The 21,780-nt window shown below is 53.8% G+C and carries 23 protein-coding genes; 13 read left to right on the forward strand and 10 right to left on the reverse strand.

Features of this window, described 5'->3' with window-relative positions:
- Positions 1–69: 69 nt before the first annotated feature.
- The 4 genes from FOY93_RS01545 (at position 70) to pspG (ending at position 3,498) form a co-directional block, all read left to right on the forward strand.
- On the forward strand, positions 70–558 hold the full coding sequence (locus FOY93_RS01545) for a cupin domain-containing protein (protein ID WP_115876925.1): 489 nt from the start codon (positions 70–72) through the stop codon (positions 556–558).
- A gap of 172 nt (positions 559–730) precedes the next feature.
- A complete protein-coding gene (locus tag FOY93_RS01550; protein ID WP_115876924.1) occupies positions 731–2,041 on the forward strand; it encodes a conjugal transfer protein TraF in 1,311 nt (436 codons plus the stop codon).
- Between the two features lie 82 nt (positions 2,042–2,123).
- Positions 2,124–3,119, forward strand: coding sequence for a tRNA dihydrouridine(20/20a) synthase DusA (gene dusA / locus FOY93_RS01555; protein WP_136196007.1), 996 nt, complete (start codon positions 2,124–2,126; stop codon positions 3,117–3,119).
- Positions 3,120–3,255: 136 nt separating this feature from the next.
- Positions 3,256–3,498, forward strand: a complete 243-nt coding sequence (pspG, locus tag FOY93_RS01560; RefSeq protein ID WP_111964222.1) for an envelope stress response protein PspG — start codon at positions 3,256–3,258, stop codon at positions 3,496–3,498.
- A gap of 184 nt (positions 3,499–3,682) precedes the next feature.
- Here the strand turns inward: pspG and FOY93_RS01565 are convergent, their stop codons facing one another.
- The gene (locus FOY93_RS01565) at positions 3,683–4,666 is read right to left on the reverse strand and encodes a quinone oxidoreductase (RefSeq protein WP_133293585.1); all 984 of its coding nucleotides are present in this window, start codon (positions 4,664–4,666) and stop codon (positions 3,683–3,685) included.
- Positions 4,667–4,732: 66 nt separating this feature from the next.
- Here FOY93_RS01565 and dnaB point away from each other — a divergent pair, with 66 nt between their 5' ends.
- Both dnaB and alr read left to right on the forward strand, forming a co-directional pair.
- On the forward strand, positions 4,733–6,145 hold the full coding sequence (gene dnaB / locus FOY93_RS01570; RefSeq protein ID WP_023310046.1) for a replicative DNA helicase: 1,413 nt from the start codon (positions 4,733–4,735) through the stop codon (positions 6,143–6,145).
- Between the two features lie 16 nt (positions 6,146–6,161).
- Positions 6,162–7,241, forward strand: coding sequence for an alanine racemase (alr, locus tag FOY93_RS01575; RefSeq protein WP_143344533.1), 1,080 nt, complete (start codon positions 6,162–6,164; stop codon positions 7,239–7,241).
- 51 nt (positions 7,242–7,292) lie between these two features.
- On the opposite strand, the gene FOY93_RS01580 is transcribed toward alr, so the two are convergent.
- Positions 7,293–8,435, reverse strand: a complete 1,143-nt coding sequence (locus FOY93_RS01580; protein ID WP_232057362.1) for an ENY2 family protein — start codon at positions 8,433–8,435, stop codon at positions 7,293–7,295.
- A gap of 304 nt (positions 8,436–8,739) precedes the next feature.
- Here FOY93_RS01580 and FOY93_RS01585 point away from each other — a divergent pair, with 304 nt between their 5' ends.
- Positions 8,740–9,333 (forward strand): response regulator transcription factor, encoded by a 594-nt coding sequence (locus tag FOY93_RS01585; protein WP_232057363.1) that lies wholly within the window; start codon positions 8,740–8,742, stop codon positions 9,331–9,333.
- Between the two features lie 80 nt (positions 9,334–9,413).
- Here FOY93_RS01585 and FOY93_RS01590 read toward each other — a convergent pair whose 3' ends face one another.
- The 6 genes from FOY93_RS01590 to FOY93_RS01615 form a co-directional block, all read right to left on the reverse strand.
- Positions 9,414–9,704 (reverse strand): hypothetical protein, encoded by a 291-nt coding sequence (locus tag FOY93_RS01590; RefSeq protein ID WP_111967849.1) that lies wholly within the window; start codon positions 9,702–9,704, stop codon positions 9,414–9,416.
- Entirely contained in the window at positions 9,705–10,112 is a 408-nt protein-coding gene (locus FOY93_RS01595) for a hypothetical protein (RefSeq protein WP_023334172.1), read from the reverse strand. It lies immediately after the preceding gene.
- Between the two features lie 65 nt (positions 10,113–10,177).
- On the reverse strand, positions 10,178–10,660 hold the full coding sequence (locus FOY93_RS01600) for a ribonuclease domain-containing protein (protein ID WP_133293587.1): 483 nt from the start codon (positions 10,658–10,660) through the stop codon (positions 10,178–10,180).
- A gap of 17 nt (positions 10,661–10,677) precedes the next feature.
- Positions 10,678–11,127 (reverse strand): lysozyme, encoded by a 450-nt coding sequence (locus FOY93_RS01605; RefSeq protein WP_133293588.1) that lies wholly within the window; start codon positions 11,125–11,127, stop codon positions 10,678–10,680.
- Complete coding sequence (locus tag FOY93_RS01610; protein WP_115876915.1) at positions 11,127–11,729, reverse strand: DUF2589 domain-containing protein; 603 nt, start codon at positions 11,727–11,729, stop codon at positions 11,127–11,129. The genes FOY93_RS01605 and FOY93_RS01610 overlap by 1 nt, the downstream gene beginning before the upstream one ends.
- A gap of 75 nt (positions 11,730–11,804) precedes the next feature.
- On the reverse strand, positions 11,805–12,362 hold the full coding sequence (locus FOY93_RS01615; protein WP_045335167.1) for a DUF2589 domain-containing protein: 558 nt from the start codon (positions 12,360–12,362) through the stop codon (positions 11,805–11,807).
- 206 nt (positions 12,363–12,568) lie between these two features.
- On the opposite strand from FOY93_RS01615, the gene tyrB reads away from it, so the two are divergent.
- The 4 genes from tyrB (at position 12,569) to FOY93_RS01635 (ending at position 15,619) form a co-directional block, all read left to right on the forward strand.
- Positions 12,569–13,762, forward strand: coding sequence for an aromatic amino acid transaminase (tyrB, locus tag FOY93_RS01620; protein WP_143344535.1), 1,194 nt, complete (start codon positions 12,569–12,571; stop codon positions 13,760–13,762).
- Positions 13,763–14,019: 257 nt separating this feature from the next.
- The gene (aphA, locus tag FOY93_RS01625) at positions 14,020–14,733 is read left to right on the forward strand and encodes an acid phosphatase AphA (protein WP_133293590.1); all 714 of its coding nucleotides are present in this window, start codon (positions 14,020–14,022) and stop codon (positions 14,731–14,733) included.
- A 113-nt stretch (positions 14,734–14,846) separates the two neighbouring features.
- Positions 14,847–15,263: a secondary thiamine-phosphate synthase enzyme YjbQ gene (locus FOY93_RS01630; protein ID WP_111964202.1), complete on the forward strand. Its 417-nt coding sequence runs from the start codon at positions 14,847–14,849 to the stop codon at positions 15,261–15,263.
- 2 nt (positions 15,264–15,265) lie between these two features.
- Complete coding sequence (locus FOY93_RS01635; RefSeq protein ID WP_111964201.1) at positions 15,266–15,619, forward strand: MmcQ/YjbR family DNA-binding protein; 354 nt, start codon at positions 15,266–15,268, stop codon at positions 15,617–15,619.
- Between the two features lie 3 nt (positions 15,620–15,622).
- On the opposite strand, the gene uvrA is transcribed toward FOY93_RS01635, so the two are convergent.
- Complete coding sequence (uvrA, locus tag FOY93_RS01640) at positions 15,623–18,445, reverse strand: excinuclease ABC subunit UvrA (RefSeq protein WP_136196010.1); 2,823 nt, start codon at positions 18,443–18,445, stop codon at positions 15,623–15,625.
- A gap of 250 nt (positions 18,446–18,695) precedes the next feature.
- Here uvrA and ssb1 point away from each other — a divergent pair, with 250 nt between their 5' ends.
- Positions 18,696–19,226 (forward strand): single-stranded DNA-binding protein SSB1, encoded by a 531-nt coding sequence (ssb1, locus tag FOY93_RS01645; RefSeq protein ID WP_023310055.1) that lies wholly within the window; start codon positions 18,696–18,698, stop codon positions 19,224–19,226.
- A 62-nt stretch (positions 19,227–19,288) separates the two neighbouring features.
- Here ssb1 and FOY93_RS01650 read toward each other — a convergent pair whose 3' ends face one another.
- Positions 19,289–19,570: a YjcB family protein gene (locus FOY93_RS01650; protein ID WP_136196011.1), complete on the reverse strand. Its 282-nt coding sequence runs from the start codon at positions 19,568–19,570 to the stop codon at positions 19,289–19,291.
- A 644-nt stretch (positions 19,571–20,214) separates the two neighbouring features.
- Here FOY93_RS01650 and FOY93_RS01655 point away from each other — a divergent pair.
- Complete coding sequence (locus FOY93_RS01655) at positions 20,215–21,780, forward strand: EAL domain-containing protein (RefSeq protein ID WP_111964200.1); 1,566 nt, start codon at positions 20,215–20,217, stop codon at positions 21,778–21,780.

A 21,780-nucleotide genomic window follows, 5' to 3' on the forward strand; every position in this document is an offset into this window, starting at 1 on the left:
TTCTGGTAAAAACGCCGAGATCCACCAGTCTGTGCTATACCTGACCCATTACAAACCGGGAAATAAACAATGAAAAAACCTGACTGTATTCGGCACTGGCGCGACGTAGAAGTCGCGGATGATTCGACCTATCCAGATAGCGATGAGCTTTTTTCTATCGGCGCCCCGTTGGCTCGAAAGCTTGGGCTCGGGCGTATTGGTATCCATCATGAGCGCCTGCCGCCTGGGCGCAGGACGTCCTATCCGCATGCGGAGAGCGACGAAGAAGAGTTTATTTACGTGCTTGAAGGCCACCCTGACGCCTGGATTAATGGCTACTTGTGGAAGCTGGAGCCTGGCGACAGCGTAGGTTTTCCCGCCGGTACCGGCATCTGTCATACCTTTATCAACAACACGGACGACGAGGTTCGGCTCCTGGTCGTTGGCGAGGCCAACAAGAAGCATAACCGCATATACTATCCGCTTAACCCGGTTTATGCCGCTACCCGAGAGGATCGCTGGGTAGACCACCCGCCCCAGTTTTTTGGACCGCATGATGGAAAACCTGGGAAAAAATAATTTCCTCTTCTATAAATATTGAGGGCCGTCACAAAATATAACAGGCCGTAAGGGAGTTTTACTTAGGGATAGAAATAGCGGGTCTTTTACTACTTATTCACAGCAATAGTTCGTTCCTGTTTGGGTGATAACAGACAGGGGTTATTTCATAACAGACTATAACGGGCATACTGTGAAAAAAAATTTTAAATTTTCGGTGGTTAGTATCGCTGTTTCCTTGTTTATGGCAAATCAGGCGGGAGCAGCCAATACCTGGACAGAATCACGAAGCGACGCAATGGGTGGCACTGGCGTTGCCTCCGGGAGCTATGGCAGTGGGGCATTAATCAACCCCGCGCTGCTGGCAAAGGCAAAACCTGACGATGATGTGACGGTCATTTTGCCGTCCGTTGGCGTACAGGTAACGGATGAGGACAATCTTCAGGACGAGATTGATACCATCAACGACAAAATCAATCACTACAAGGATGTGGTTGATAATCTCACGCCAAGAGAAATTATCACCAATCCATTAGGTTCCATTAATCAATTCCAGGGCGCGGCCAAAGATCTGGCCGATGAGCTGGACTATCTCAAAGGCAAAACCGCACGCGCAACGGCTGGTGCAGGGCTTGCGGTGAGTATCCCTAACGATGTCCTTTCGGTAGCCTTCATGGCGAAAGGCTATGCCCATGGCCGGGTGAGCTCGTCTATCGATCAGCAGGATATTGATTATCTGCGCGGTATTCAACGCAGTAATGTGGTGGCTGCCGGTGTTGCCCTGGACGCTGCGCTGAACGGCACGGATCAGATCACTAAAAACCTCAACTCAACCGCGTCTGGCCGGGCAGCGATTGTCTCCGACTATGGTGTTGCCGTTGCCCGCCAGTTTGACCTCGGCGGCGTCCCTGTTTCCGTGGGCGTGACGCCAAAGCTGCAAAAAACCTGGGTCTATAACTACACCACGTCAATCTACGATTACGACAGTAACAAGTGGAACGACAGCCGCTACCGTACTGACGATACGGGCTTCAACGTGGATGCCGGTATTGCGGCCGATTTCGGCGAACACTGGACCGTTGGCGTGAGCGGACAAAACCTGATGTCGCGCGATATCGACACCAAAGATATCCGTATCCGCAATGGCCGTACGGGAGAAGTGGTGAGCTATAAAGACACCTATCAGATCCGCCCGCTGGTAACCGCCGGTGCCGCCTGGCACAACGACCTGGTGACGCTGACCGCCGATGGCGATCTGACCGAAACCAAAGGCTTCAAGAGCGAAGATACGTCGCAGTACGTGGGTGTCGGTGCCGAGGTGACGCCGCTGAGCTGGCTGGCGGTCCGTGCGGGTTATCGTGCAGACGTGAAGGGTAACGACAGCAATGTCTTTACCGGCGGTGTCGGTTTCGCGCCGTTTAGCACCGTGCATGTTGACCTGATGGGCCTGTACGGTGAAGATGAAACCTGGGGCGCAGGGGCTCAGCTGAGCATGACGTTCTAAAGTCAACCGGAGGCGCTGCGCCTCCGGCTTTTCTTTGTGCTATAGTAGCGCCCCTTTTCCACCAGATGCTTAAAACTTCGCCATGTCGTCAGAATCACAGACCGCTTTCCCCGCACACCGTTTCTCCATTGCGCCGATGCTCGACTGGACGGACAGACACTGCCGCTATTTCCTGCGCCAGCTCTCCCGCCATACGCTGCTGTACACCGAAATGGTGACCACGGGCGCAATTATTCACGGGAAGGGCGACTATCTGGCCTACAGTGAGGAAGAGCATCCGGTTGCCCTGCAGCTGGGCGGCAGCGATCCGGCCGCGCTGGCGCAGTGTGCGAAGCTGGCGGAAGCGCGCGGCTACGACGAGATCAACCTGAACGTTGGCTGCCCGTCCGACCGTGTGCAAAACGGTATGTTCGGTGCCTGCCTGATGGGGAACGCGCAGCTGGTAGCGGACTGTATCAAGGCGATGCGCGACGTCGTTTCCATTCCGGTGACGGTCAAAACCCGTATCGGGATTGACGACCAGGACAGCTACGAATTCCTGTGCAACTTCATCGATACGGTCTCCGGAAAGGGCGAATGCGAGATGTTCATCATCCACGCGCGAAAAGCCTGGCTCTCCGGCCTGAGCCCGAAAGAGAACCGTGAGATCCCGCCGCTGGACTACCCGCGCGTGTATCAACTGAAGCGTGACTTCCCGCACCTGACGATGTCGATCAACGGCGGCATTAAGTCGCTGGAAGAGGCCAAAGCGCATCTGGCGCATATGGATGGCGTGATGGTCGGCCGCGAGGCGTACCAGAACCCAGGCATTCTGGCGACGGTCGATCGCGAAATCTTTGGCATTGAAGGCGCAGACACCGATCCGGTTGCCGTCGTGCGGGCGATGTATCCTTATATTGAGCGCGAGCTGAGCAACGGTACGTATCTCGGCCATATCACCCGCCATATGCTGGGTCTGTTCCAGGGTATACCGGGCGCGCGTCAGTGGCGCCGCTACCTGAGCGAGAATGCGCATAAAGCCGGAGCCGATATTGAGGTGCTGGAACATGCGCTGCGACTGGTGGCAGACAAGCGATAACTTTCGCTAAAAGTTCGTCAAATTCACCACGCCCTGCGAGTTCTCGCGGGGCGTTTTGCTTTAAGAACAAAACGTTAGCTTTGGCATGGATCTTGTAATGCTTAATGCATTACTCGGGAACTCGTGGGAGAGCACCATGCTGGAACTACTTTTTGTGATTGGCTTTTTTGTCATGCTGTTAGCGACAGGCGTTTCGTTGCTCGGCATTCTGGCGGCTATCGTGGTGGCGACGGTGGTCATGTTTATTGGCGGACTGTTTGCGCTGACGATCAAACTGCTGCCGTGGTTACTGCTGGCCGTTGCTGTGGTGTGGGTGATTCGGTCGATTAAATCGCCAAAAGTGCCCGGTTATCAGCGCAATAACCGCTTCCGTTACTAAGGTATTGAGGGGTTCGTCACATAGTTGTAACTTTTCCGGCAGCATGGCTTAGAACAGAATAGGATTTACTTATCGAATCTGTCACTATGACTGCCGTTAAAGAATTCATCGTGCTGTACCCTACATACAGCCGAACTAAAAAAAGAAAGGGCTTCCCACGGGAAGCCCAATTTCTTTTTGGGGCTCAGGGAATCAACAGGCTCGACCCCTGCGTCGCCCGGCTCTCCAGCACCTCATGCGCGCGCTGCGCATCGGTCAGCGCGAATTTCTGCGCATCTGCCACGTCCACTTTGATGACACCGCTGGCGATCAGCGAGAACAGCTCGTTGCTGGCTTCCTCAAGTTCTTCCCGGTTGGTGATGTAGCCCTGCAGGGAAGGGCGCGTGACGTATAGCGAACCTTTCTGATTCAGAATACCGAGATTCACGCCGGTGACAGCGCCTGACGCATTGCCGAAGCTCACCATCAGCCCACGACGCTGCAGACAGTCCAGCGACGCTTCCCAGGTGTCTTTCCCAACCGAGTCATACACGACGCGCACCTTTTTGCCGCTGGTGATCTCCTTCAGCCGTTCGACAATGCTCTCTTCACGATAGTTAATCACCTGCCAGGCGCCCGCCTGCAGCGCGCGCTGCGCTTTTTGGGCATTGCCCACGGTGCCGATCAGTTTTGCGCCCAGGGCTTTTGCCCACTGACAGGCGATGAGCCCGACGCCGCCCGCCGCGGCATGAAACAGGAACTGCTCGTCGGGTTTAATTTCATAGGTTTTACGCAGCAGGTAGTAAACGGTTAAGCCTTTCAGGAACGAGGCCGCCGCCTGTTCGAAGGAGATAGCGTTAGGCAGCAGGGCGGCTTTATCCGCCGGAACGTTGTGGACGGAGCTGTAAGCGCCCAGCGCAGACTGCGCATATACCACGCGGTCGCCCTCTTTAATATGCTTAACCGCGCTGCCCACTTTGACGACGACGCCGGCTGCCTCGGTGCCGAGGCCGCTCGGCATTGACGGAGGCGGGTAGAGCCCGCCGCGAATATAGGTGTCGATGTAGTTTATGCCTATGGCTTTGTTTTCAACCTGCACTTCGTTTTCGCCAGGCGCGGTGGGGGTGAACTCCACCGCTTTGAGTACGTCTGGCCCACCGTGTTTCTGGAATTCAATGCGCGTTGCCATGCTCCCTCCATAAGAAAAATATGGTAATCTTTCGACCCACTCTTTATCTCGGTAACTCCATTCACTATGGCAGGAAACAAACCCTTCAACAAACAGACTGAACCTCGCGAGCGTGATTTCCAGGTCGCAGGGTTAAAGGTCCCGCCGCACTCGATTGAAGCGGAACAGTCGGTGTTGGGCGGTTTAATGCTGGATAACGAGCGCTGGGACGACGTCGCCGAGCGCGTCGTGGCGGAAGATTTCTACACCCGCCCGCACCGCCACATCTTTACTGAAATGGCGCGTCTGCAGGAGTCGGGCAGCCCGATTGATCTGATCACGCTCGCAGAATCACTGGAGCGTCTTGGTCAGCTCGACAGCTGCGGTGGGTTTGCCTATCTGGCAGAACTGTCAAAAAACACGCCTAGTGCGGCGAACATCAGCGCTTATGCCGATATCGTGCGCGAACGTGCCGTCGTCCGCGAGATGATCTCGGTGGCGAACGAGATCGCCGAAGCGGGTTTTGATCCGCAGGGTCGCACCAGTGAAGACCTGCTCGACCTTGCCGAGTCCCGCGTCTTCAAAATCGCCGAAAGCCGCGCCAACAAAGACGAAGGCCCAAAAAATATCGCCGATGTGCTCGACGCCACCGTCGCCCGTATCGAACAGCTGTTCCAGCAGCCGCACGATGGCGTCACCGGAGTGAATACCGGCTATGATGATTTGAACAAGAAAACCGCCGGCCTTCAGCCGTCGGATTTGATTATCGTCGCCGCGCGTCCGTCGATGGGTAAAACCACTTTTGCGATGAACCTCGTCGAAAATGCGGCGATGTTGCAGGATAAGCCGGTGCTTATCTTCAGTCTTGAGATGCCCTCCGAGCAGATTATGATGCGTTCTCTGGCGTCGCTGTCGCGTGTGGATCAGACCCGCATTCGTACCGGCCAGCTTGACGATGAGGACTGGGCGCGCATCTCCGGCACCATGGGCATTCTGCTGGAAAAACGTAACATCTATATCGATGACTCTTCCGGCCTGACGCCGACGGAAGTGCGCTCCCGCGCGCGCCGTATCGCCCGTGAACACGGCGGCATCGGCCTCATCATGATCGACTACCTTCAGCTGATGCGCGTTCCGTCGCTTTCAGACAACCGTACGCTGGAGATTGCGGAGATTTCCCGCTCGCTCAAGGCGTTAGCCAAAGAGCTGCACGTGCCGGTGGTCGCGCTGTCGCAGCTGAACCGCTCCCTGGAACAACGCGCCGACAAGCGCCCGGTCAACTCCGACCTGCGTGAATCCGGCTCCATCGAGCAGGATGCCGACTTAATCATGTTTATCTACCGTGATGAGGTTTATCACGAGAACAGCGACCTGAAAGGGATCGCCGAAATTATTATTGGTAAACAACGTAACGGCCCAATCGGAACGGTGCGTCTGACCTTTAACGGACAGTGGTCGCGTTTCGACAACTATGCCGGTCCTCAATATGATGATGAGTAATTTCTAAGGAATTCAAATGCAAGCGGCAACTGTTGTTATTAACCGCCGCGCTCTGCGACACAACCTGCAACGTCTGCGTCAACTGGCGCCTGCCAGCAAGCTCGTTGCAGTCGTGAAAGCGAACGCTTACGGACACGGTCTTCTTGAGACCGCGCGAACGCTCCCCGATGCCGATGCCTTTGGCGTCGCCCGTCTTGAAGAAGCCCTCCGCCTGCGCGCGGGGGGGATTACCCAACCGATTCTTCTCCTCGAAGGTTTTTTCGAAGCCAGCGATCTGCCAACCATTGCTGACCAGCATCTGCACACGGCGGTACACAATGAAGAACAGCTGGCCGCACTTGAAACCGCCGAGCTGAGCGAGCCGGTGACCGTCTGGATGAAGCTAGACACGGGCATGCACCGTCTGGGCGTGCGTCCGGAAAGCGCGGAAGCGTTTTACCAGCGTCTATGCCGGTGCAAAAACGTGCGCCAGCCGGTGAATATTGTCAGCCACTTCGCCCGTGCCGATGAGCCCGAGTGCGGTGCAACCGAGCGGCAGCTGGATATCTTTAATACCTTCTGCGAAGGCAAGCCGGGGATGCGCTCGATCGCAGCTTCCGGCGGGATCCTGCTGTGGCCGCAGTCGCACTTCGACTGGGCGCGACCGGGCATCATTCTTTACGGCGTATCACCGCTGGAGAACAAGCCCTGGGGGCCGGATTTTGGCTTCCAGCCGGTCATGTCGCTGGTCTCTAACCTGATTGCCGTGCGTGACCATAAAGCGGGTGAGCCGGTGGGCTACGGCGGTACCTGGACCAGCGAGCGTGATACCCGCCTTGGCGTGGTGGCGATGGGCTATGGCGACGGTTATCCCCGTGCCGCGCCGTCGGGTACGCCGGTTCTCGTCAACGGTCGCGAGGTGAAGATCGTTGGTCGCGTGGCGATGGACATGATTTGCGTCGATCTGGGGCCAGAAGCGCAGGATAAACCCGGCGACGATGTGGTGATGTGGGGGGAAGGTTTACCCGTTGAACGTATTGCTGAAATCACTAAAGTGAGTGTTTACGAACTTATTACCCGCCTGACGTCTCGGGTGGCGATGAAGTACGTCGACTGAAACGTGTACATAACAGTCCAACGGCATACGCTGCCGTTGGACAAGTAACGCTTATTTCAACACGTTATAAATCGCCTGATTCGTTAAATAATCTGACGCCAGCCCTGACTCTGGACTGAAGCGCGCGCCCTGGATGGATGAGAAGCGTTTTCCTGTGTTGCCCAGTGAGACATAGCGTTCTCCCCCATCGTTTTCCGAAATGGTGTACACCGTTTTCTGCATTTCGGCGAACAGCGGAGCGTTACGCTGAATGACCTGATGCAATTCCAGCAGCTGCACACCATCAAGATTGAGCTTTTTATCCAGCGTGACCCCCCATCTTTGCAGGCAAACTTCGGCAAAATGACGCACGATCGTGCCCGGTTCATGTACCACTTTTTCCCCGCTATTCCCATTAGCCGACGCATTTCCCACCAGCGTAGCATGACGACCAGACATAGGATAAATATGTACCTTTGTCGTGCTATCGGTCTGTGGAATGACGCACGAGAAACCTTTTGAACGCTCGTGTCGGGCATAGAAAGCCACATACTCCTTCACGTTGCTGCCCAGAGTGACTTTTTCCGGCTGGAAATTACCCATTCCCGGAACCGGATCGACAGCAAAAGTATTCACCGGAATAGTCGTCAAAAGGGGATCGGCCAGCATCGCATTCGCAAGCATATGGCAGCTAATTCCGCCCCGGCTCCATCCCACAAGGTTCACCTGAGTGGGCAGAATCTGGCCCTGACGGAAGGTTTTAATAATTTGCTGCTGCAGCGCCTGCTGGGTCACTTTACGGTCACCATAATCATACTTGCGCCACCAAAACGATCCGGTAACCTCAACGTCCTGAATCGGCACGCCCGCCTTTTTGAGCTGCTCATAGTTCTCTTTTGTGAGCTTTTCTCGCTGCCAGTCAACGTGCCCTTTAATAATATTGATCGCGTGCTGAACATTCTCATTCCAGCCGCTGCCCAGAAGCTGGGCCCGAAGCTGAGAATATTCTCCGCTTTTGACCCAAAGTTCATCGCTTTGAAGATTACCGCTTCCCGGGCCATCAAGAATGACCCATTCGGCGAACTCTTTACCCTTGTTATTGGCGGCCAGAGAAGAAATGAGCTCGCCGTTCCAGTAATTAGCATGAGACTCATCAAACTTATTAGAACCAGTACCACAGAAATACACTGTTAGTATTGTCATAAATGACCTCATTGAAATATTAATATGTAGGTGGATGGCACGCGTGCGGTTAAATAATACGTGTCGGCAATATTTCGAGAAATATGCTATTAAGCCCAGGGTATTTTTGATAGCGATAAGTTCGTTCTTAATTAAATATGGCTATGTTTAATGTGTAGCACTGCTTAACGTTTTGCTTAGGCATATGACATTTGCCTTATGCCGAATGCTGTTTTTACAGTTCTGCAATAGCACGCATACTTAATTTCGGAATAAGTTAGTTGAATAATCTAAGAAAATAGATTTCACACGGGGTTATGCTACAATGAACATATTAATGATCGATGAATTACCGATCTTCATTCACGGTATGAAAACAGAGCTGGAACGCGTAATGCCGGAATGCACTGTTTTTTCAGCGAACAACTTTGAAGATGCACACGCAATTTTAACCTCTATGCCAGTCAGCATTATTTTGCTGGATGGTGAAATGAAATGCCGTGATTTTATCACAAATTTGATGTCAAACTGGCCTGAGCTACCGATCGTGGTAATGTTACGAAAAACGACGGATAAGATATTCAACTTCTACATTCGTCAAAGCATTAAGGGCATTTTTACTAAGGATCTTCCCGCCGAGAAAATCAGCCAGATACTTAGCATGGTTTCCTCGGGTGTGGTCTGCTTTCCGGAGCAGGCCGTGATTCAGCGAGAACAACCCATCGGCGGTTTACCGATTCATACTCTGAGTCGTCGGCAGAAGGAAGTGCTCAAGCTGCTGGCGAATGGAGGAACAAATAAGCAGATCAGCAGACAACTGAATATCAGTGCTGGTACGGTCAAAGTACATCTGGAATCCATTTTTCACCGATTGCAGGTCAACAATCGAACACAGGCTGCAATGCTCTATTTTAAATATATGGGCAATTAGGCCGTTTTTGTAAGACGCAGGATTGGTATCAAACTATGTTTAGTGAAAAGCGCGACAGGCAGAATACTGTCGCGCTTTTTTTAATGATACTGAGATTTGAAATAGTATATCACGACCACCAGAGTTCCAAAGTCCTGCAATAGCCAGAAGGGAAAACTGTCACTCAGTATATCAGCCCCAGTAAGGATAAATTTCATGTTTAAACTGCTCTCACCAAAAAAGCCAAAGGCGAGGGCAGCTAAGCCGACTTTACACATTACCGGCAGAGCATGGACTCTTCGACTATAGGCTGCAAACAAAATGAGCAGCGAGGTGACAAGGTCGACGAGGATAATAAAGGGAAGAACCCAGCCATTCATTATGTTAAGCATTTACTCTCCATCAGGCTTGTTATGGGTTAAATCAGGCGGAGAAAGTGACTCGTGCCTGACTTTGCTTTTGATGACGCTGGCGACATCAAAAATATCGCGCTGTTCGTGCCGGCGGAAAAAGTTTGCCAGCCAGACGATCAGACCATTACTCATTGCCCCGAGGATATAACCTAAACCAAGCGTGATATCGGCCTGGTTAAGGTCTATCTTTAACCAGCGGGCTGATAAGCCACCTAATGCGACGGCCGCACCCATGCTGATTCCGCCAAAAATAATGCCTGCCATAAATCGGCTGTGCTGATGCAGCCGCTGCGGTTGCCAGAAAAACGAAATACTGACGCCGCCAAATAAGCCTGAAAATGCCAGCAAGGCTTCGCTGATGAGGGTCGGGAGATAGATGTCAGACATACATTCATCCTCTGCAAGGATAAACCCCCTCGAAAAAGGGGATTTATTATCGTAACGGACGCTTATTATTGGCAGGGATCCAGCTCAACAATATGCTGATACTTATCGGTAGTGATAAAGCGCTGTTGCCCTGACAGGCTGTAAATCAAACGTTCAGGAGAGCGATACCCCTTTACGACATCCACATCCGCGCTAAGCCAGGACTGACCGGCAGGAAGAGCGCTATGGCTGTATTTGTCGCCTCCGATCCATTTTTGATGAGTGAGTTTCAGCCCCCAAAGTGATTCGCTTTCACTTCCCGACCAGCCGAGGCGTTTGGCTTCTTCAGACGTGATATAGCGGTCGGGCAGGCGGCCAAAATTTTTTATATGGCGAAGGGTTGTCGCCAGCTCGGTCACATTATTGACGGGCGGTACACCCTGAGAAGATAAAAAGGCGTTAACTTCCTTTATTTCATCTTCGCAGGTTGGCATGGCGGCAGTAGCCTGTAAAACGGCGAATAAGGAAGCAGAAAGAACGGCCATTTGCACTATGGATAATGATTTCATGTGTTTTTCCTGTCGAGTTAACTGAGAAATAACTTCATTTCCGCCTCGCGGCGACGCGTCAGACCAGCCAATACCTTCCCGCCTGCCTTATTCCAGCTTTTGAACTGCAGTGCGGCGCCCTGAGCATCGCCCGCGTTGAATTTTTTGAGCAGCGTTGATTTCTTTAAATTGCCAACGCCGAGGTTGAAGGCGAAGGAAACCAGCGCGTCGAATTGCGCCTGCGTTGCTGGCTGGTTCAGCAGCTTTTTTACGCCGTCCTCGGTGCGTTTCAGATCTTTGCGCAGCAGTTCTTTGGCTTCGCCGGTAGTAATTTTGGTGAGCTTTTCCATCTCCTCTTTGAGGATCAAATGGCCATAGCCGATGGTCCATAAACCTACGGCATCGCGATAACGCTCCAGCTTCAGTCCTTCAAACTGGCAAATCAGCTGAATACCCTTGTCACCTGTACGTTCTGGTTGTGTGTGCATTACGGAGTCTCCTCTGCTTTCGGACGGGGAATCACCTTGTTGGTGTATTCGTCAATCAAGCGCATAACGCTTTCCGGTGGCTCAAGCGCGGTAAACTGCATCTCCACATCGACGTGGCGGCTGTCACGCCCGCCTTTGTTATCGCTGGAAGGCGAAAGGCTGACGTGAAAGCGACCAAATTCGTTTTCACCGGACTGGCGGGAAGGTGCCTGCATGCCTTCCGTACGGATCGTCAGGTTGACCTTCATTTTCTCCAGCATCAGCCCGCGCGGCGTTGAAAGTGCGACCAAGGGCAGGTCAAAGTAGTGCTTTTCATCCAGTGCCAGCTGGACCGTGCGTGGAACCAACGAACCGTCCTCAGCAGGTTCGAAAAAGGGATCCAGCGCTTTCATATACTGCTGAGCAATCAGTTCGTTGGCCGCCGTGGCCGCGTACTGCATCCCGCGCGTAATATCTTCAAGCGAGATCGGCACGCCGGGAATATCGGCTGGCGGCGTAGGGGGCGTGTTTTCCTGTACAGGCGGCGTGCCTTCATCCTCTTTGCCCATCCTGTTTTCCGGCTCTTCATCCTTGCCGCCGCGCAGCCATTTTTTAAAAGACATATTTCGCTCCTGGAAAAAGGGCTACCCGGGTAGCCCCTGCGTTACGGAATCGCACGTATATCGCGGCGTGGAAGATTATTGCGCGGCGACAGGCTTGGTTTTGGCGTTGGTCAGGTAGTCAATCACGCGCTGCAGAGCTTCAGGTGGTTCCTGGCGTTTAATCTGGGTATGAATGGAATATTTCGCGCGTGTATCGGTCGAACGGGTCTGCTCCGATTTATGGGAGACTTTGCCGGTCATTTTGGCTTTAAAGACACCCCAGCCGACGGACGCTTCCACGGAGGCCTCCGCTTCGGTACTGCTGGAACTGGCTTCGCTCTGGCTCACTTCCAGCTCAAAGTCGATGGTGCCGTCTTCGATACAGATGATAGGGTGCGTGATCGCCGCCAGCAGCGGAATGCTCATCTTGCGGGTCACGCTGCCTTTGTTCACGCCTTGTTCGTCTACCACGGTTTCGTCGTAGTCGAACTCGATCGCGACGGCTTTGCCGTCTTTAATGCAGACAGAGAGCAGGAAGTCGGTATAGGACTTGCTCGCCTGAACCTGTGCTTTGATCATCGCCTGCAGCGGACCGCCGATCATATGCTCCAGCGGCAGGGCGTTAATAACTGAACCAATAAATTGTGAATCCATGATGTGAACTCCTTGAATCAGTGAATGCGCGGTTGCGCAGGAGTCACATTACGGAAAGCGAGAAGGGGAAAATATTGGGTAAATGTCATGGCTAAAGGACGCAAAAAACCTATGCCGATCGCAGGATAATCCTAAGGGGTGGTGTTGCGTGATATTCCGGTTTATTGTTGAAATCCCTGCCTCATCCAATTCCGGAGAACCATCGCGTGTTTCAGAAAGTTGACGCCTATGCCGGCGACCCTATCCTCTCCTTAATGGAGCGTTTCAAAGAAGATCCTCGCAGCGACAAAGTGAACCTCAGCATCGGTCTGTATTACAACGAGGATAGCATCATTCCTCAATTAAAAGCCGTTGCCGAAGCCGAAGCGCGTCTGAACGCTGTTCCACACGGCGCTTCTCTTTATCTGCCAATGGAAGGGCTAAACGCTTATCGCAACACCATTGCACCGCTGCTGTTCGGCGCCGATCACGCGGTGCTCGCGCAAAAACGCGTGGCGACCATCCAGACGCTGGGCGGCTCGGGTGCGCTGAAAGTGGGTGCAGACTTCCTGAAAAAATACTTCCCGGATTCAGGCGTGTGGGTCAGTGACCCGACGTGGGAAAACCACGTTGCGATTTTCGAGGGCGCAGGCTTCAAGGTCGAGACCTATCCGTGGTTCGACAGCAAAACTAACGGCGTGCGCGTTGAAGCGCTGCTGGAAAAACTGAACACGCTGCCGGCGCGCAGTATTGTGCTGCTGCACCCATGCTGCCATAACCCGACCGGTGCAGATCTCACTAACGCCCAGTGGGATACGGTGATTGAGGTACTGAAGGCCCGTGACCTGATCCCGTTCCTCGACATTGCCTACCAGGGCTTTGGCGCGGGCATGGAAGAAGATGCTTACGCCATCCGCGCCGTAGCCAGCGCCGGGCTGCCTGCTCTGGTTAGTAACTCCTTCTCTAAAATCTTCTCCCTGTACGGTGAACGCGTTGGCGGTCTGTCCGTAGTCTGTGAGGATGCCGAAGCAGCCAGCCGCGTGCTCGGCCAGCTGAAAGCGACGGTACGCCGTATCTACTCCAGCCCGCCAAACTTTGGTGCGCAGGTGGTGGCGACGGTTCTCGGTGACGAGCAGCTGAAAGCGTCCTGGCTTGGCGAAGTGGAAGCGATGCGTAAGCGCATTCTGTCGATGCGTCAGGAACTGGTTAACGTCCTGAAAGAGGCGGTGCCGGGACATAACTTCGACTATCTGCTCAAGCAGCGCGGGATGTTCAGCTATACCGGACTGAGCGCGGCGCAGGTCGATCGCCTGCGCGAAGAGTTCGGCGTTTATCTCATTGCCAGCGGCCGTATGTGCGTGGCGGGTCTGAATTCCAGCAACGTTCATCGCGTGGCGCAGGCGTTTGCCGCTGTAATGTAAGTACTCACTATTCATTTCCCCCTCTCCCTGTGGGAGAGGGTTGGGGTGAGGACATCAGGCCGTACAAGAATCTTGCCCGGTGGCGCTTCGCTTACCGGGCCTACACGTCACATCTGCGCTTTGTGATCGTCTTCTTTTTATTCATCTTCATAAGTAAAAACTCCTTCCCTTCACCTCCCGCTGGGGTTATGGTCGGATAGTTTTTTGACCGTTCGCTCAAATTAAAACGATAACAAACTGAATTTTCAGGGGAAAAAATGCGCAAGATCACACTGGCGCTCAGCGCCGCCTGCTTATTGTTCTCGCTTAATAGCGCCGTCGTCGCGCGAGCTTCTGCCCCGACGCCGCTTTACACCGGTACCACTGCCGCCATGCTTGCCGAGCAGGCGCCCATTCACTGGGTTTCCGTGGCTCAAATCGAAAACAGCCTGATGGGCCGTGCGCCAATGGCCGTGGGTTTTGACATTGACGATACCGTTCTCTTCTCCAGCCCGGGCTTCTGGCGCGGAAAAAAAATGTATTCGCCCGACAGCGAAGCGTATCTGAAGAACCCGGAATTCTGGGAAAAAATGAATAACGGCTGGGACGAATTCAGCATCCCGAAAGAGGTTGCCCGTGCGCTTATTGCCATGCACGTGAAGCGCGGGGACAGCATTTACTTTGTGACCGGCCGCAGTCAGACCAAAACGGAAACCGTCTCCAAAACCCTGCAGGATGATTTTCAGATCCCGGTAGCCAGCATGAATCCGGTGATTTTTGCCGGTGACAAAGAAGGGCAAAACACCAAAACCCAGTGGCTGGAAAAGAAAAATATCAAAGTATTCTACGGCGATTCGGATAACGACATCACCGCCGCGCATGACGTGGGTGCCAGAGGGATCAGGGTATTGCGTGCCTCTAACTCGACCTATCGACCGCTGCCGATGGCCGGAAAGTTTGGCGAAGAGGTCATTGTGAACTCTGAGTATTAAACCGCAGGCGACGAGTTTGACTCTTTTTTAAGCAAATCTCGTCGCTGCGGGTTTTACCTTTCGCCTTCTTGCTGCACACTTAGAAAGATTCATCTTTCATTACGGAGCAGCACATGTGGTATCAACAGACCCTGACCTTAAGCGCTAAACCACGCGGATTTCATCTGGTGACGGACGAAGTCATCGGGCAAATCCGCGACCTGCCGCGGGTCAAAACGGGTTTGCTGCATCTGCTCCTTCAGCACACGTCTGCCTCTCTCACGCTTAATGAAAATTGCGATCCCACCGTCCGGTCAGACATGGAGCACCATTTTCTGAAGAGCGTCCCGGACAACGCTCCTTATGAGCATGACTATGAGGGGGCAGACGATATGCCTTCGCATATTAAATCCTCCCTGTTGGGCGTATCGCTTATGCTGCCGGTTCACAACGGGCGGCTGCTGTTGGGAACGTGGCAGGGGATCTGGCTGGGAGAGCATCGCATTCACGGTGGTTCGCGTAAAATTATCGCCACGCTACAAGGGGAATAAAGATGACAATTTCGGAGATACTTCAGTACTGCATGAGCAAGCCCGGCGCGGAGCAGAGCGTCCATAGCGACTGGAAAGCCACGCAGGTTAAGGTGGGGGATGTGCTGTTCGCGATGGTGAAAGAGGTGGAAGGCCGTCCGGCGGCGTCGCTGAAAACCAGCCCTGAACTGGCGGATTTGCTACGTCAACAGCATGATGACGTGAGGCCGAGCAAGCACCTCAATAAGGCGCACTGGAGCACCGTCTATCTGGATGGATCGATTCCAGGCTCGCAAATTTACTACCTGGTGGACGCGTCCTATCAGCAGGCGGTTGAGCTGCTGCCGGAAACGACCCGACAGCAGCTCTCCGTGTGACAATTACAGCAACGGTTTAAGGAAGCGCGCGGTGTGCGAGGCTTCGCACTCTGCAACCGTCTCTGGCGTACCTGAGACGAGGATTTCACCGCCGCCGCTGCCGCCTTCCGGGCCGAGATCGACAATCCAGTCTGCGGTTTTAATCACGTCCAGGTTATGTTCGATGACCACGATAGTGTTGCCCTGATCGCGCAGCTGATGCAGCACGTCGAGCAGCTGCTGGATATCGGCAAAGTGCAGGCCGGTGGTCGGCTCGTCCAGAATGTAGAGCGTCTGACCGGTGCCGCGTTTTGACAGCTCGCGCGCCAGCTTCACGCGCTGCGCTTCGCCGCCGGACAGCGTGGTTGCTGACTGCCCCAGACGAATGTAGGTCAGGCCCACGTCCATCAGCGTCTGCAGCTTACGCGCCAGCGCAGGAACGGCATCAAAGAATTCGCGCGCCTCTTCGATGGTCATGTCCAGCACTTCGTGGATGGTCTTGCCTTTGTACTTAATCTCCAGCGTTTCTCGGTTATAGCGCTTGCCTTTGCACTGGTCGCACGGCACGTAGATATCCGGCAGGAAGTGCATCTCAACCTTGATCACACCGTCGCCCTGGCACGCTTCGCAGCGGCCACCGCGTACGTTAAAGCTGAAACGTCCTGGCGTATAGCCGCGGGAGCGTGCTTCCGGCACACCGGCAAACAGTTCACGTACGGGCGTGAAGACGCCGGTATAGGTTGCCGGGTTAGAGCGCGGGGTACGGCCAATCGGGCTCTGGTCAATGTCGATAACTTTATCGAAATGCTCCAGCCCCTGGATGTCACGGTACGGCGCCGGCTCGGCCAGCGTCGCGCCGTTCAGCGCCGTCTGCGCAATCGGGAACAGCGTATCGTTGATCAGCGTCGATTTACCGGAACCGGATACGCCGGTGATACAGGTAAACAGGCCAACAGGCAGCGTCAGGGTGACGTCTTTGAGGTTGTTGCCGCGCGCGCCGGTCAGCTTCAGCACTTTTTCTGGATCTGCCGCTACGCGCTGTTTTGGCACCTCAATCTTACGCTTGCCGCTCATGTACTGGCCGGTCAGCGATTCGGGCACCGCCATGATGTCCTTCAGCGTCCCTTCTGCAACCACCTGCCCGCCGTGTACGCCTGCGCCCGGACCAATATCGATCACGTGATCAGCCGCGCGGATCGCATCTTCATCGTGCTCGACCACGATTACCGTGTTGCCGAGATTGCGCAGGTGGACCAGCGTGCCGAGCAGACGCTCGTTGTCGCGCTGGTGCAAGCCGATGGACGGCTCATCCAGTACGTACATCACGCCTACCAGACCCGCGCCAATCTGGCTCGCCAGACGTATACGCTGCGCTTCACCGCCGGAGAGCGTTTCTGCCGAGCGGGATAACGTCAGGTAGTTCAGGCCGACGTTCACCAGGAATTTCAGGCGATCGCCAATCTCTTTCAGCACTTTTTCGGCTATTTTCGCGCGCTGGCCGGAGAGCTTCAGGTTATTGAAGAAGTCCATCGCGTGGCCGATGCTCATGTCTGAGATGGTCGGCAGCGCTGTGTTTTCCACAAACACGTGGCGCGCTTCGCGGCGCAGGCGCGTTCCTTCACAGGTGGCACAGGAGCGGTTGCTGATGAACTTCGCCAGCTCCTCGCGCACCGCGCTGGATTCAGTCTCTTTGTAGCGGCGCTCCATGTTGTGCAGCACCCCTTCGAACGGGTGGCGACGCACGGAGGTATCGCCGCGATCGTTCATGTATTTGAACTCGATGTGCTCTTTACCGGAACCGAACAGGATCACTTTGTGCACGTTCGGGCTCAGGCTGGCCCACGGCGCTTCAACGTCGAACTTGTAGTGTTCTGCCAGCGATTTCAGCATCTGGAAGTAGTAGAAGTTACGCTTGTCCCAGCCGCGAATGGCCCCGCCCGCCAGCGACAGCTCCGGGTTCTGGATCACGCGATCCGGATCGAAATACTGCTGCACGCCCAGGCCGTCACACGTCGGGCACGCGCCCGCCGGGTTGTTAAAGGAGAACAGGCGCGGTTCCAGCTCGCGCATGCTGTAGCCGCAAATCGGGCAGGCAAAGTTGGCGGAGAAGAGCAGCTCTTCCGCTTCTGGATCGTCCATGTCGGAGACCACGGCCGTGCCGCCAGAGAGTTCCAGCGCCGTTTCAAAGGATTCCGCCAGGCGCGTGGCGAGATCGTCGCGCACCTTAAAGCGGTCAATCACCACTTCGATGGTGTGCTTCTTCTGCAGCTCCAGCTTTGGTGGATCGGACAGGTCACACACTTCGCCGTCGATACGGGCGCGGATATAGCCCTGGCTTGCCAGATTTTCCAGCGTTTTGGTGTGTTCGCCCTTACGCTCTTTGATGATTGGCGCAAGGAGCATCAGGCGTTTGCCTTCCGGCTGCGACAGCACGTTATCGACCATCTGGCTCACGGTTTGCGCCGCCAGCGGGACGTCGTGGTCCGGGCAGCGCGGCTCGCCCACGCGGGCATACAGCAGACGCAGGTAGTCATGAATTTCGGTAATGGTACCGACCGTTGAGCGCGGGTTATGCGACGTGGACTTCTGCTCAATAGAGATAGCAGGTGACAACCCTTCAATATGGTCGACATCCGGTTTTTCCATCAGCGACAGGAACTGACGAGCGTACGCCGAGAGCGATTCAACGTAACGACGCTGTCCTTCGGCATACAGAGTGTCGAAAGCCAGTGAGGATTTGCCAGACCCCGAAAGCCCGGTCACGACAATGAGTTTGTCGCGAGGGATTATCAGGTTGATATTCTTGAGATTGTGGGTGCGGGCGCCCCGAACTTCGATCTTATCCATTCACCTTTCCCGGTTGGAACACGGATTGCCTGGTTTGTTTGAAGGACAAACGGCTGTCAGAAACGGCTAATTATGACACAATTTGACCTGTTTGAATATACAGTATTGGAATGCATTTTCTGATTCGCTGTGTAACAATGTTGAGTTGCGGGAGAACTCTGGAACGTGCTACGCAACTATCAAAGTGCAGCATGGAAATGGTACACTCGCGCGTTTACACTATTAAGAAACGTATTCAGGAGACACGAACATGGCCAGCAGAGGCGTAAACAAGGTGATTCTCGTCGGTAATCTGGGCCAGGACCCGGAAGTACGCTACATGCCGAGTGGTGGCGCAGTTGCCAACATTACGCTGGCTACTTCCGAATCCTGGCGTGATAAAGCGACCGGTGAGATGAAAGAGCAGACCGAATGGCACCGTGTTGTGCTGTTTGGCAAACTGGCCGAAGTGGCCGGAGAATATCTGCGTAAAGGTTCTCAGGTCTATATCGAAGGCCAGCTGCGTACCCGCAAATGGACCGATCAGTCCGGTGCTGAGAAGTACACGACTGAAGTAGTGGTCAACGTGGGCGGCACCATGCAGATGCTGGGTGGCCGTCAGGGCGGTGGCGCACCTGCAGGTGGCGGTCAGAGCCAGCAGCAGGGCGGTTGGGGTCAGCCTCAGCAGCCGCAGGGTGGCAACCAGTTCAGCGGCGGCGCACAGTCTCGTCCGCAGCAGCAGTCTGCTCCGGCGCCGTCTAACGAACCGCCAATGGATTTCGACGACGACATTCCGTTCTGATTTCCGCGTGCTAAAAACAAAAAACCCAGACCATCGTCTGGGTTTTTTTATTCCGTAAGGGATCAGGTAATCACCATCGGCCAGTCTGGCGGCGTGTGGCTCATCGCCTCAACCATCACCACTTTAATGTTTTCCCAGACGGCAGCGATATCCAACAGGGTGATACCAAGCAGACCCGTTGCAAACCAGCAGGCCGCACCCAGCCCCAGCAGGGTGCTGATGACAGCAAGACCCGCATAGTCAGATTTACGAAACTGAATGTTCAGCGTGCTGGCTAAAAACATCAGTACCGCACTTAACAAAGGCCAGCGCATGAGAACCATGCTGGTAGTAATGGTTGCCATAAAACCCATCCTCTACAAATCAGACGAACTGCATGAAACAGTGTTTCTCGTTACAAAATATGTGTGAACTATATCACAATTGATGATTTATTCGCCAGTGCCTGTGCGATCAAAAAAGAGGATTTTATTCCCCAGGAAAAGCGATTCTGTAGGCAGGACCAGCCTCGGCGCATGAGGAGATGAACCCACAACGTGCCGGAAACGCCAGTCGGGCAAGTGGGGATACCGCAAATTCGGTTTTTATAACAGGGGCGTTATTCTCCGCCATTACTGAAAATAGTGTGGTAAAGACCGATTATTTATAAATCAACAAACACAGTACCTGGAGCAAATAGCATAAAACGTCATGACGATGTTGTACTTTTTTCATGCTGTTAGACGTTTGGCTTAATCAACGATCGTCTGTTGTGTTATCTTTCCGTCGGCCCCGGCGGGCTGGATAATTATTTCCCTTAATTGAAACGGAACGAATACTTACAGTTTAACTTACGGGAAAATATTATCGTCATAACGAAATTTAAGATTTTTAATACTAAAAGTCAGTTGCTAACTTTGCATGATTCATGCAACGTAATCACCTGTTTAACAAAGCATCCGGCCTTCATTACTACAGGCGTACAACATGCAGGGATATAGGGCGGGAAATGAATCGTAGCGCGCGGCGCAAAATGCTCAGGGTGGTAGGGATCATCATGGTAGTTATGCTGCCGGTGATGCTTGCCCTATGGTTTGCCCAGCTACGCGCCGTGTCTGAAACAAGCGCACAGCTACGCACATTTGCTGAACTGGCTTTAGACAAAACAGAGCTGGTTATTCAACAGGTTGAGCTGGCCCGGGACGAGGCTGAAAAATATCAGGGTGAGCTTTGCACGCCGGGACACCGTCAATATATGCTGAACGTTGTTCGTGGCCGCCTGTTTGTCGCCGATTTAATTTACGCTGAAGGTCAGAATTTTCTTTGTTCGACCGTTTTTACACCGGATCATCCCTACGCCATTCCTGTCGCTAATTACACGCGTAAACCTGACGTCGCTATCTATTATTATCGCGATACCCCATTTTATACTGGCTATAAAATGACATATATGCAGCGCGGAAATTATGTGGTGGTCGTCAATCCGCTTTCATACAGCGAAGTCATGTCAGCGGATCATTCTCTCTCGTGGGGTGTGTACGACACGGTAACCAATGCTTTCTTTTCGGTTAGCCAGAAAGCCAATGTTTCTTTATTAAATTCGATGATTCGAGATAAGGAATCGGTATTTCAAAAAGATAACCGCTTTTATACGATCGTAACGTCCCCCAAAAGACCTATTGCGGCCATTGTGTCGACATCGAATAAACGCTTTTATGAAACGCTTTATCACCAGGCGACGTTGACGCTACCGCTGGGCATGATCTGCAGCATTATTATTTTGCTGGTATGGTCCCGTACCCATCGTGAGCTTAATTCGCCGGGGCGCTTACTGCACCGGGCGCTGAACAAGCGACAGCTTTGCGTCCACTATCAGCCGATTATTGATATCAAGAACAACCAGTGTGTCGGTGCGGAAGCGTTGTTACGCTGGCCGGGTTTTAACGGGCAGGTGATGAGCCCGGCTGAGTTTATTCCGCTGGCGGAAAATGAGGGAATGAGCGAGCGGATTACGGACTATGTCGTTGAGGAGGTGTTCAACGATCTGGGCCATTTCCTGGCGGAGCATCCGCATCTCTATATTTCGATTAACCTGTCGGCCACGGATTTCCACTCCTCGCGGCTGATCGCCATGATTTCCGACAAGGCTCGCCACTACGCCGTCCGCGCGCAGCAAATCAAAATTGAAGTGACGGAACGTGGTTTTATCGATGTGCCAAAAACCACGCCGGTGATTCAGGCTTTCCGTCAGGCGGGTTATGAAGTCGCGATCGATGACTTCGGTACCGGCTACTCGAACCTGCACAACCTCTACTCGCTGAACGTGGATATCCTGAAGATCGATAAATCGTTTATCGATACCTTAACGACCAACAGTACCAGCCACCTGATCGCCGAGCATATTATCGAGATGGCGCAGAGCCTGCGCCTGAAAACCATTGCGGAAGGGGTAGAGACGGCAGAGCAGGTGAGCTGGCTGTTGAAGCGCGGCGTCCAGTTTTGTCAGGGATGGCACTTCGCGAAAGCGATGCCGCCCCAGGAATTTATGACCTGGCAGCAGCAGCCTTTGCACTGA

The sequence above is a fragment of the Enterobacter sp. 18A13 genome, from assembly GCF_007035975.1.
Taxonomy (GTDB): domain Bacteria; phylum Pseudomonadota; class Gammaproteobacteria; order Enterobacterales; family Enterobacteriaceae; genus Enterobacter; species Enterobacter vonholyi.

Excerpts from the sequence above, each read along its gene's own strand:
- dnaB (WP_023310046.1), top strand. The coding sequence starts at position 4,733 with ATGGCAGGAAACAAACCCTTCAACAAACAGACTGAACCTCGCGAGCGT.
- FOY93_RS01565 (WP_133293585.1), bottom strand. The coding sequence starts at position 4,666 with ATGGCAACGCGCATTGAATTCCAGAAACACGGTGGGCCAGACGTACTC.
- FOY93_RS01630 (WP_111964202.1), top strand. The coding sequence starts at position 14,847 with ATGTGGTATCAACAGACCCTGACCTTAAGCGCTAAACCACGCGGATTT.
- ssb1 (WP_023310055.1), top strand. The coding sequence starts at position 18,696 with ATGGCCAGCAGAGGCGTAAACAAGGTGATTCTCGTCGGTAATCTGGGC.
- aphA (WP_133293590.1), top strand. The coding sequence starts at position 14,020 with ATGCGCAAGATCACACTGGCGCTCAGCGCCGCCTGCTTATTGTTCTCG.
- FOY93_RS01635 (WP_111964201.1), top strand. The coding sequence starts at position 15,266 with ATGACAATTTCGGAGATACTTCAGTACTGCATGAGCAAGCCCGGCGCG.
- FOY93_RS01590 (WP_111967849.1), bottom strand. The coding sequence starts at position 9,704 with ATGCTTAACATAATGAATGGCTGGGTTCTTCCCTTTATTATCCTCGTC.
- FOY93_RS01610 (WP_115876915.1), bottom strand. The coding sequence starts at position 11,729 with ATGTCTTTTAAAAAATGGCTGCGCGGCGGCAAGGATGAAGAGCCGGAA.
- alr (WP_143344533.1), top strand. The coding sequence starts at position 6,162 with ATGCAAGCGGCAACTGTTGTTATTAACCGCCGCGCTCTGCGACACAAC.
- FOY93_RS01585 (WP_232057363.1), top strand. The coding sequence starts at position 8,740 with ATGATCGATGAATTACCGATCTTCATTCACGGTATGAAAACAGAGCTG.
- FOY93_RS01650 (WP_136196011.1), bottom strand. The coding sequence starts at position 19,570 with ATGGCAACCATTACTACCAGCATGGTTCTCATGCGCTGGCCTTTGTTA.
- FOY93_RS01595 (WP_023334172.1), bottom strand. The coding sequence starts at position 10,112 with ATGTCTGACATCTATCTCCCGACCCTCATCAGCGAAGCCTTGCTGGCA.
- FOY93_RS01600 (WP_133293587.1), bottom strand. The coding sequence starts at position 10,660 with ATGAAATCATTATCCATAGTGCAAATGGCCGTTCTTTCTGCTTCCTTA.
- FOY93_RS01605 (WP_133293588.1), bottom strand. The coding sequence starts at position 11,127 with ATGCACACACAACCAGAACGTACAGGTGACAAGGGTATTCAGCTGATT.
- pspG (WP_111964222.1), top strand. The coding sequence starts at position 3,256 with ATGCTGGAACTACTTTTTGTGATTGGCTTTTTTGTCATGCTGTTAGCG.
- FOY93_RS01545 (WP_115876925.1), top strand. The coding sequence starts at position 70 with ATGAAAAAACCTGACTGTATTCGGCACTGGCGCGACGTAGAAGTCGCG.
- dusA (WP_136196007.1), top strand. The coding sequence starts at position 2,124 with ATGTCGTCAGAATCACAGACCGCTTTCCCCGCACACCGTTTCTCCATT.
- uvrA (WP_136196010.1), bottom strand. The coding sequence starts at position 18,445 with ATGGATAAGATCGAAGTTCGGGGCGCCCGCACCCACAATCTCAAGAAT.
- FOY93_RS01655 (WP_111964200.1), top strand. The coding sequence starts at position 20,215 with ATGAATCGTAGCGCGCGGCGCAAAATGCTCAGGGTGGTAGGGATCATC.
- FOY93_RS01580 (WP_232057362.1), bottom strand. The coding sequence starts at position 8,435 with ATGAGGTCATTTATGACAATACTAACAGTGTATTTCTGTGGTACTGGT.
- FOY93_RS01615 (WP_045335167.1), bottom strand. The coding sequence starts at position 12,362 with ATGGATTCACAATTTATTGGTTCAGTTATTAACGCCCTGCCGCTGGAG.